At 71.2% G+C, this 9,438-nt stretch carries 12 protein-coding genes; 3 read left to right on the forward strand and 9 right to left on the reverse strand.

Features of this window, described 5'->3' with window-relative positions:
- Positions 1-7: 7 nt before the first annotated feature.
- Complete coding sequence (locus CQZ88_RS30125; RefSeq protein WP_258008860.1) at positions 8-151, forward strand: DUF6390 family protein; 144 nt, start codon at positions 8-10, stop codon at positions 149-151.
- A gap of 6 nt (positions 152-157) precedes the next feature.
- Here the strand turns inward: CQZ88_RS30125 and CQZ88_RS28360 are convergent, their stop codons facing one another.
- From CQZ88_RS28360 to CQZ88_RS28375, 4 genes are read right to left on the reverse strand one after another with little or no spacing between them, the layout of a single operon-like run.
- A complete protein-coding gene (locus CQZ88_RS28360) occupies positions 158-910 on the reverse strand; it encodes an energy-coupling factor ABC transporter ATP-binding protein (protein ID WP_102800618.1) in 753 nt (250 codons plus the stop codon).
- Positions 907-1,665, reverse strand: coding sequence for a cobalt ECF transporter T component CbiQ (cbiQ, locus tag CQZ88_RS28365; protein WP_102800619.1), 759 nt, complete (start codon positions 1,663-1,665; stop codon positions 907-909). The genes CQZ88_RS28360 and cbiQ overlap by 4 nt, the downstream gene beginning before the upstream one ends.
- Positions 1,662-2,024, reverse strand: coding sequence for a PDGLE domain-containing protein (locus tag CQZ88_RS28370; RefSeq protein WP_006945654.1), 363 nt, complete (start codon positions 2,022-2,024; stop codon positions 1,662-1,664). The genes cbiQ and CQZ88_RS28370 overlap by 4 nt, the downstream gene beginning before the upstream one ends.
- Positions 2,021-2,710: an energy-coupling factor ABC transporter permease gene (locus tag CQZ88_RS28375; RefSeq protein WP_102800620.1), complete on the reverse strand. Its 690-nt coding sequence runs from the start codon at positions 2,708-2,710 to the stop codon at positions 2,021-2,023. The genes CQZ88_RS28370 and CQZ88_RS28375 overlap by 4 nt, the downstream gene beginning before the upstream one ends.
- A gap of 246 nt (positions 2,711-2,956) precedes the next feature.
- Between CQZ88_RS28375 and CQZ88_RS28380 the strand changes: the two genes are divergently transcribed.
- Positions 2,957-3,349 (forward strand): hypothetical protein, encoded by a 393-nt coding sequence (locus CQZ88_RS28380; protein ID WP_006945650.1) that lies wholly within the window; start codon positions 2,957-2,959, stop codon positions 3,347-3,349.
- A 109-nt stretch (positions 3,350-3,458) separates the two neighbouring features.
- Here CQZ88_RS28380 and CQZ88_RS28385 read toward each other — a convergent pair whose 3' ends face one another.
- The gene (locus tag CQZ88_RS28385) at positions 3,459-3,893 is read right to left on the reverse strand and encodes a hypothetical protein (protein ID WP_050034502.1); all 435 of its coding nucleotides are present in this window, start codon (positions 3,891-3,893) and stop codon (positions 3,459-3,461) included.
- 340 nt (positions 3,894-4,233) lie between these two features.
- On the opposite strand from CQZ88_RS28385, the gene CQZ88_RS28390 reads away from it, so the two are divergent.
- Positions 4,234-4,575, forward strand: coding sequence for a DUF3703 domain-containing protein (locus CQZ88_RS28390; protein WP_072634159.1), 342 nt, complete (start codon positions 4,234-4,236; stop codon positions 4,573-4,575).
- Between the two features lie 48 nt (positions 4,576-4,623).
- Here the strand turns inward: CQZ88_RS28390 and CQZ88_RS28395 are convergent, their stop codons facing one another.
- From CQZ88_RS28395 to CQZ88_RS28410, 4 genes are all read right to left on the reverse strand, one after another.
- The gene (locus CQZ88_RS28395; RefSeq protein ID WP_102800628.1) at positions 4,624-5,469 is read right to left on the reverse strand and encodes a PhzF family phenazine biosynthesis protein; all 846 of its coding nucleotides are present in this window, start codon (positions 5,467-5,469) and stop codon (positions 4,624-4,626) included.
- A gap of 250 nt (positions 5,470-5,719) precedes the next feature.
- Positions 5,720-7,060, reverse strand: a complete 1,341-nt coding sequence (locus tag CQZ88_RS28400) for an MFS transporter (RefSeq protein WP_050034503.1) — start codon at positions 7,058-7,060, stop codon at positions 5,720-5,722.
- Between the two features lie 25 nt (positions 7,061-7,085).
- Positions 7,086-8,609, reverse strand: coding sequence for a long-chain fatty acid--CoA ligase (locus CQZ88_RS28405; protein WP_102800621.1), 1,524 nt, complete (start codon positions 8,607-8,609; stop codon positions 7,086-7,088).
- Between the two features lie 49 nt (positions 8,610-8,658).
- Positions 8,659-9,438 (reverse strand): acyl-CoA dehydrogenase family protein (locus CQZ88_RS28410; RefSeq protein ID WP_258008857.1); only part of this gene is annotated, 780 nt, incomplete at its 5' end.

The following is a 9,438-nucleotide window of genomic DNA, read 5'->3' on the forward strand; positions in this document are numbered from 1 at the left end:
TGTGTTCGTGCCGGGACTGCGGCTCGGCGAACATGTTGCGCTGCACTGGGATTTCCTGTGCGACCGGCTCGAGGAGGAGGAGGTGGGCCGGCTGGAGGCCGCGACGGTGCGGCAGCTCGACCGCACCAACGGCCGGCTCGCCGCGGGGTGACGGCGCTCAGCGCGGGTCGGTCTCCGGCAGGGTGAATCCCCACGGCAGTTCCAGCCGGTTCGCGGCGAGCAGGTCGGCGTCGGCGAGCAGGGCGGTGATCGGACCGTCCGCGACGAGTCGTCCGTCGCTCACGATCACGGCCCGGCTGCACACCTGCGCGGCGTACGGCAGGTCGTGGGTGACCAGCAGCAGGGTGGCGTCGATGCCGAGGAGGACCTCGGCCAGTTCCCGGCGGGCGACGGGATCGAGGTCGGTGGACGGCTCGTCCAGGACCAGAACGTCGGGCCGGCACGCCAGCACGGTGGCGAGGGCGACCCGTCGACGCTGACCCGCGGACAGACGCGCGGTGTTGCGGCCGGCGTGCTCGGTCATGCCGACCGCCTCGAGGGCCTCGCGGACCCGGGCGTCGAGTTCGGTTGCGGGAACGCCGAAGTTGGCGGGCCCGAACGCCACGTCCTGTGCGACGGTCGGCATGAACAACTGGTCGTCGGGATCCTGGAACACCAGTCCGACCCGTCGCCGGATCTCACGCAGGGTGTTCCGCGCGACCGGCAGCCCGCCGATCCGGACGGTCCCGGACGACGGCGCCAGTACGCCGTTCAGGTGCAGCATCAGGGTGGTCTTGCCGGCGCCGTTCGGGCCGAGGACCGCGACCCGCTCACCGGCGGTGACGGCGAGGTCGATGCCGTCGAGGGCGCAGTGCCCGTCGGGGTGGACGTGCCGTACCCCCGTCAGCAGCACGGCCGGCTCCGCGGTCATGCCGTCACCCAGGCGGCGGCGCAGACGGCACCGGCGACGGCGGCCGGCAGCAGGCCCGCAGCCCAGGCCATCGCGGTGGCGGGAGGACCGAAGGCCGGGACGGCACCGGTGAATCCGCGGGAGAGCATGGCCAGATGCACCCGCTCACCGCGCTCGTAGGCGCGGACGAACAGCCCCCCGATTCCCCGGGCCGTCGCTCCGATGCGGTGGAGGGTGCGTGGGTCGTCGCCGCGGGAGATCCGGGCACGGTGCATTCGGTTCGCCTCGGCGGCAAGCAGTTCGAGATAGCGCAGCATGAGCACCGCCACCGTCGTGAGCAGTGCCGGAACCCGGAGGCGGGCCAGGCCGGCGGGCAGGTCCTGGGCCGGGGTGGTGGCCGCGAGGACGAGGGAGACGAGCACCCCGAGGGTGCCCTTGACGAGGATGCCCCACGCCGCGTACAGGCCCGGAACCGACAGGGAGAACCCCAGGACGTCGACCCGGTCGCCGGCCTCGGCGAACGGGAGCAGGACGGCGAGCGCGACGAACGGAGCCTCGATCGACATGCGCGGCGCCAGCCAGGCGCAGCGGATCCCGGCGAGTGCGCAGATCGCCGCGACGACCGCGAAATGGAGGGCGAAGGCCCACATCGCCTCGCGCGGAGTGGCGACCACGACGAAGACGAATGCCGTTGCGGCGACGATCTTCACCTCGGTGGGCAGGCGGTGCACAGCAGTCGTCGCGCGTGCAGGCCCGCCCCGCAGCGCGGTGGTCACGGCCGCGCTCCCGGAGTCCTGTTCCCGGATGCGCCCCGTCGACGGACGAGGAGACGGAACAGCGCGGCGGCCACCGCCGAGGTCGCGGCGACGCCGAGAACCCCGGCCACGCCGGTGGATCCGGTGTGGCCGCCGACCGTGTAACCGGCCAGCGGACCCGCGTCCCACGGATGATCGGTGGCCTCACCCGCCAGGCACTCCCCGGTGACCGTGGCGCTACCGTCGACTTCGACCACGGCACACCCCCGCGCGGTCGCGGCCTCGAGGCCGTCGGGGCTCGAATCGGCAAGGTACGAAAGCATCCCCGCGCACAGGAACGCCGCCACCGCGAACAGGATCAGGAGACGCCGGCGCGTCATGCCGGTGCCCGGGTCGGCGGCCGCAGCGGGCGGAGCAGATGGACGATGTCGGGCCGCGCCCGTGCCACCGCGACGACGGTGACGGCGGTGACGAGTCCCTCACCGGCGCCGACGAGAACGTGGGTGCCGAGCAGGAACGCAGCGACGGTGCCGGCGGACCCGGCGGTGCCGCCGACCGCGTACTCGACCAGGAACCCGGTCGCCGCGGCGACCGTCGCGACCAGCGCTGCGGCAAAAGAGATCACGCCGAGGGCCGGTCCGCACGGGTACCGGCGCAGCAGCGGACGCAGCGCCACGGCCGTGCCGTACCCGGCGAGCACGCCGAGCAGGGCCATGTTGGTGACGTTGGCGCCGAGGGCGGTGAGACCGCCGTCGGCGAAGAGCAGTGACTGCACGACCAGCACGACCGTCAGGCACAGGGCGGCGGTCGCGGGACCGACCAGGACGGCGGCGAGCGCGCCGCCGAGTACGTGCCCGCTCACCCCCGGCAGGACCGGAAAGTTGATCATCTGCAGGGCGAAGACGAAGGCCGCGACGAGGCCGGCCAGGGGAGCGATGCGCTCGTCGAGCTCGGAGCGGGCCCTGCGGAGCGCCACCGCGAGGCCGAGCGCGGCGACGACGAAGAACGCGAGCGAGGTCCGCGCGTCGAGCAGACCGTCGCTCATGTGCATGGCTACGACGTCCATCGGAAGAACCTCCGAGGCGTGAGGATGCGTCGACGCGATTCTAGCTGCCCACCTGAACAACTGAACAGGCTTTCGGCCGTCGGGCCGGTTCGTCCCGTTCCGCCGGGACCTTCGTGCGGCGCGGTCCGCAGTGGGGCGTCCTGCCGTCTCCCCGGCGAGATCGACTGTCGACAAACGCGGCGCCGCGTGCTCGGATGGAGCGAGGGGGTCCATTCGTCGGAATGCTCGAATCCCCGAGGAGAAGCGATGAACGACGGAACCGGAAGGCAAGAGGAGCCGCAGTCGGAGCGGGGTGCCCCCGGCTCGCGCGACATGGGCTCCACCGGCCCCGGAGGAGGGCCCGCGGACCGCCCCGCCGGCGCGTTCGAGGACGACGAGATGATCTCCGTCGACCCCGGCGACGCGGGGTCGCACCGACCCGGGCACACCACGACGGTCGGGGATGCGGACGCGGCCGTCCCGCCCTACGAGGGGCGGACGGAGCGCGGGGATGTCCGTCCCGCGCCGGACGACAGGGGAGAGGCGAGCACCGGGGGTGCCGGACGGCCGGTGGCCGACGAGACCCGCAAGTCGGCGGAGCCCTCCGAGACCCCGGGTGGCGCCACGACGTCGCCGACCGAGGAGCGGCCCGCCGGGTGAGCCGACACGAACCGAGGTGACGACGAGGGGCCGGCCCCGCCCACCGGGCGAGGGTGCACCGCGCCGAGGACGCGCGCTGTTCGGGCGGACCAGCGAGCCCGGGGCGGCGTCAGACGAACGTGCGCGCCAGCACGATCGCCAGCGCGATCAGCAGTGCGACCTTGACGATCTCGAGCGCCACATAGGCGTAGTGCACCTTCGAGCGGGGTGCGTCCTCCCCCGCGAGGATGCGGTTCGAGCGGCGCGTCAGCGGCGGGCGGATCACCGCCACCTGGACCGCAAGCACGGCCACCGTCACGAGGAGCAGGATCCACCCGGTCGTGCCGGGCGACGAGACCAGGCACGCCGCGATCAGCACGAGGGCGAGGACCCCCTCCACCGTGTTGAGCGCCCGGAACACCAGGCGACCGATACCGAGTCCGAGGGGGATGGTGATTCCCGGCGCCCGGAACTTCAGGGGTGCTTCGAGGAAGGAGATGGCGAGCACCATCCCGAGCCAGAGCATCGGCACGAACAGTTCCACGTAGCGTGCGAGAGTTTCCATCACCCGTCCTCGACTGCTGTGAGCGGCACCTGATCGCCGATCCTAGTGGCGCCTGCGGCGACAGGGATGCCGGCCGCCCTTCGTCACGGCGAGAAGGGTGAGGACGAGGGCCGTCGCTGCGAGAGCGACGACGAAGACGACCACGTGGGCCGCACCCGCGCTGCGGTCACTACAGTCCTGACCGTCCTCGGATCACTCGTTGCGCAGAGGGGGAGCGGGAATTCCGGCCACGGACGTGTGTGAACGATCGACCCGTGGCGGCCCGTTCTTGCTCGGCGGCCGAGACCGAGGAATGCTGCTGACAACTCGCGCTCGACAACGTTCACCGAAAGGATCGGTCATGCCGCGCATCGGTACCGCCGCCCGGGACCTCTACCGACGGGAGATGGCCGCGTCGAAAACTGCCGGCGACCCGCAGCAACGGTGGCGCCACCTCGAACGGGCGCACATCCTGTCCCAGCCGGATCCGTGGTTGCACACCTGCAATCACGTCGCGATGCTCGCCCTGGCGCTGCGCTGCCGTGACCGCCGCGAGGCCCTCGGGCAGGTCGTGCGGATCGTCGTCGCTGCTCCCGGTTCGATGACCGGCCGGTATCCCGAAGGCAACACCGGACGGGTCGCCGCCGGCCTGACGACCCCGATGCCGGTTCCGGCCGATCTGGCCCGGGCGCTGTCGGCGTAGTCGCCCACCCCCGGGTTCGGAGGGGCGGACCCCGCTCACGACCGGCTCCTACAGGTGCACGGTCCCGCGGATGCACGTCGTGCTGTGTCCGCCGATCCACACCTCGTCGCCCGACGAGTGCACGGTCACGATGCCGCAGCGGCCGACGCGCGTCCCCTGGCTCGCTCGGTAGTCGGCCGGCGCGATGCCGGCGCCGATCAGCCACTGGGCCAGGCCGGCGTTGAGGCTTCCCGTCACCGGGTCCTCCTTGACGCCGACGGGCGCGGCGAAGGCGCGGACCTCGAACTGCTGCGGCGATCCCGGCGGGTAGGGGCCGACGACACCGAGCATCAGGTCGCGCATGTGCTGGTCGTCGGGTTCGAGGTCGAGCACGTCCTGCGCGGACTCGAGCAGGACCGCAGCCCAGCCGGGCCCGTTGTCGACCCAGTTGTGGGCCACGATCCGCTCGCGCGCGATCCCGAGGCCACGGGCGATGCGGGCCAGGTGGTCCTCGTCGAGGTCGCCGCGACGGACCAGCTCGGGGGCGCGGAACGCTGCCGACTCGTCGGTGTGGCGCAGTTCGACGAGTCCGGCTCCGCATTCCTGGACGAGAAGGCCCGGGGTTTTCGGCACGCCGCCGGCCTCGAGCCACGCGTGCGCCGAGCCGAGCGTGGGATGGCCGGCGAACGGGATCTCCGCGCCGGGGGTGAAGATGCGCAGCCGGTAGTCGGCCTCGGGGGTCGTCGGGGGAAGAACGAACGTGGTCTCGGACAGGTTCGTCCACGCCGCGAACTGCGCCATCGCCTCGTCGGGGATGCCGTCGCCGTCGAGGACGACCGCGACCGGGTTTCCCCGGTACGGCTCGGCGGCGAACACGTCGACCTGCGCGAAGTTCCGGGAACGTGGCTGCATCATCGGCTGTGTCTCCTTCGTCGGTTCCGTCCCGACGATTGTGGTCGCGGCGCCGGCGGGGCGCATCCGAATATGCCGGCGACCCTGCGATGGGCTCAGTGCGGACCATCCGTTCCGCGACGCTCGCCCGCATCGGTCCGAACCACCTCGAGGCCGGCATCGATCACGTGCCGATGCGGCGCTGAACGACTGCGGCGCTGAACGACGAAGGGCGCGCAGGGAAGTCCCTGCGCGCCCTTCACGGTTCGAGGATTCAGTGCTCGTACGTGCTCAGGTCGCGGTCCTTGCTCTCCTTCGCCAGGAGGATGAACACCGCGCTCAGGACTGCCAGCCCGATCATGAACGCCGCGACCAGGCCGGTGCCGCCGCCGGCGGCCGCCTGCAGCGACGCGAGGATCACCGGCGTGAAGCCCGCGCCGAGCAGTGTCGCGCCCTGGTAGCCGAGCGAGGCGCCGGTGTACCGGGCCGCGGTGCCGAACTGCTCGGCGATGTACGCCGCCATCGGACCGTAGGTCGCGGACTGGCAGACGCCGAAGCCGAGCACGAACCCGAGCGTCACCAGGGCGACGTTGCCGGACGACAGCAGTGCCAGGATCGGCACGATCAGCACGACGAACGCGCCGAGACCGAAGAGCATCACCGGTCGTCGGCCGACGCGGTCGGAGAGGCGGGCGAATCCGAGCAGGGTGAAGATCGCGACGAACTGGCAGACGGCGAACGCCAGGAGCGCCTGCGATCGGGTCACCCCGGAATGGGACGCGTACCCGATGGCGAACGTGGTGAACATGGTCTGGATGCCGAAGCTGGCCATGCACCCCAGGGCGACGAGCAGCAGGTTCCGCGGACGGCGCAGGATGCTCAGGATCGGCGGGGTCCGCCTGTCGACCGCGGTGGCGTCCACCTCGGCCTGCTTGGCCATCGCCTCCCGGAACAGCGGGCTCTCGGACACCCGGGCCCGGACGAACAGGCCGACGGCCAGCATCACCGCGGACAGCAGGAACGGGATGCGCCAGCCCCACGACAGGAAGTCGTCCTCGGGCAGCAGCGCCACCAGCGCCAGGGCGAGGGTGCCGAGCAGGGAACCGGTGGGTGCGCCGGCGTTGGTGAACGAGGCGGCGAAGCCGCGCCCCCGCCCGCCGACGTGCTCGAGGGACATGAGCGCCGCGCCGCCCCACTCACCGCCCACGGCGATACCCTGGCACACGCGCAGCAGCACGAGAATGATTGCGGCCCAGGATCCGATCGCCGACGCCGGCGGGACGAGGCCGATGAGGAACGACGCGACGCCCATGACCGTCATGGAGATCAGCAGCATCGACTTGCGGCCGTACCTGTCGCCGAAGTGCCCGAAGACGACGCCGCCGAAAGGACGGGCCAGGTAGCCCGCGGCGAACGTGCCCATCGACGCGATGGTCCCGGCGAGCGGGGACAGGTCCGAGAAGAACACGGGTGCGAAGACGATCGCTGCCGCGGTCGCGTAGAGCAGAAAGTCGTAGAACTCGATGGTGCTGCCCAGATAGCTCGACAGCACGACGCGTCGAACTTCCTTCTTTCTCTGGGCCGCAGTGATGTCCGCGGATGCGGTGACGGTCATGGGAGCTCCTGCCGTGGCGGTCGGGTCAGTGGGCGTACTGCTCGCGCAACTTGTCCTTGCGGATCTTTCCGGTGGCGTTGCGGGGGATCTCGTCGAGAACGAGAAGGGATTTGGGGATCTTGTACCTCGCGAGGCGCTCGCCGAGGAAGGCGAACAGCTCGTCCTCGGTGAGGGTGGCTCCGTCGGCGAGGGTGACGGCGGCCCGGCCCACCTCACCCCACTTCTCGTCGGGCACACCGAAGACGGCGCAGCCGAGGACGCCGGGCAGGTCGAGGATGGCGGCCTCCACCTCGGCGGGGTAGATGTTCTCGCCACCCGAGATGATCATGTCCTTGAGCCGGTCGACGATCGTGACGAAGCCGTCCTCGTCGGGAACCCCCACGTCGCCGGAGCGGAACCAGCCGTCGCCGGTGAAGGCTTCGGCGGTGGCGTCGGGGCGATTCCAGTACCGCCGCATCACATTCGGACCCGAGATCTGGATCTCGCCGCGTCCGCCGGGGGCGACCTCGGTGCCGTCCGGGTCGACGACGCGCACGTCGGTGAAGAAGTGCGGGGCGCCCGCGGTGCCGAGCTTGCGCTCGGCGTCCTTGGGCGTGAGGATCAGCGCGCCCGGACCGGTCTCGGTCAATCCGTATCCCTGGCAGAGGCGGACGCCACGGGCGGTGTAGGTCTGCAGGGTCCGCGGCGGTACCGGTGCGGCCGCGACGATCCAGCGACGGATCGAGCTCAGGTCGGTGCGGTTCCAGTTCGGGTGGGTGCTCATCGCGTCGAGCATCGTGGGCACCCCGAACGAGTACGTGACCCTCTTGGTTTCGATCAGGTGCAGGATGCGGCCGGGCTCGAAGCCCTCCTCGACGATCACGGTGCCGCCCTTGAGCAGGGTCGGCAGGGCGACGAAGTTCAAGGCGGCGGTATGGAAGAGCGGTGCGGCGACCAGGGCCACCTCGCCGGAGAGGAAGTCGAGATCGACGATCGGATTCATCACCGCGAACACCACGTTGCCGTGGGTGAGGACGACGCCCTTGGGCCGGCCGGTGGTGCCGGAGGTGTACATGATGAAGCACGGGTCGTCGTGCGTGACCGGGACGTCGAGACGGTCGGCGGGGGCGGTCGCGATGATCTCCTCGTAGCCGACGGCCCGGTCGTCGGGTGCCCCGTCGAGGACCACGCGCCGGGCGGTGCCGGCCGCGGTGGCGGCCGCGTCGGCGACGTCCGCGAGGGCGGCGGAATGGATCAGCACGGCGCTGCCGGAGTCGGCCAGGCAGTACTCCACCTCGGGGGTGGTCAGCCGGGCGTTGAGCGGCACGAACACGGCCCCGAGCAGGCCGGCGGCGAACAGCACCTCGAGGTAGGCGGGGTGGTTCGCGGACAGCAGCGCGACCCGGTCTCCGGGGCCGATACCCCGGGCGCGCAGGGCGTGGGCGAGCCGGGTGACCCGCTCGTCGAGTTCGCGGTAGGTGACGGTGGTGCCGCGGAAGTCGAGCGCGACCGCGTCGGGGGCCTGCCGGGCGCGTCGGTGCGGCCAGGTTCCGGTACCTTGATTGAGCACGGGATCTCCTCGATGCCTTGGGATGCGGGATGGTCTGTGGCCGAAGCGACTACGTCCGGGTGAGCCGGCGACCGACGATCTCCTTCATGATTTCCGTGGTGCCGCCGTAGAGGGTCCCGGCCCGGGAGTCCAGATAGTCGCGGGCGACGTCGTACTCCTTCATGAACCCGTAGCCGCCGTGCAGCTGCACGGCCCGGTGCACCACCTTCAGATGCAGTTCGGTGACCCACCACTTGGCCATCGCCGCCGTCACCTCGTCGAGCCGGCCGTGGGCGGCGTCGAGGATGCAACGGTCCACGAACACCTGCGCGATCTCGATTTCGGTGGCCAGTTCGGCGAGGTAGAAGCGGTTGGCCTGGAAGTCGGCGATGCGCTGCCCGAACGCTGTGCGGTCGGTGGCGTAGCGCAGCGCCGTCTCGAACGTGCGGGTCATCAGGGCCATGGAGGTCACCGCGATGCTGAGCCGCTCCTGCGGCAGGTTGTGCCGCAGATAGCCGAAGCCCCGGTTCTCCTCGCCGAGCAGGTTGGCGCGGGGCACGCGGACGTCGTCGAACACCAGCTCGGCGGTGTCCTGTGCGGACAGGCCCACCTTGTCGAGCGGGCCGTTCTTCGTGAACCCGGGCATGCCGTCCTCGACGACGAGCAGGCTCACCCCGTTCTTCCCGGCGGCGGGATCGGTCTTCGCGACGACGATGATCGTGTCGGCGAGCAGGCCGTTGGAGATGAAGATCTTGCTGCCGTTCAGCACGAAGTGGTCGCCGTCGGGAATCGCGGTGGTGGCGACGGCGGCGAGGTCGCTGCCGGCGCCGGGTTCGGTCATGGCGATCGC

The organism is Rhodococcus sp. ENV425, assembly GCF_002887785.1.
In the GTDB taxonomy this organism is placed as follows: Bacteria; Actinomycetota; Actinomycetes; order Mycobacteriales; family Mycobacteriaceae; genus Rhodococcus; species Rhodococcus aetherivorans.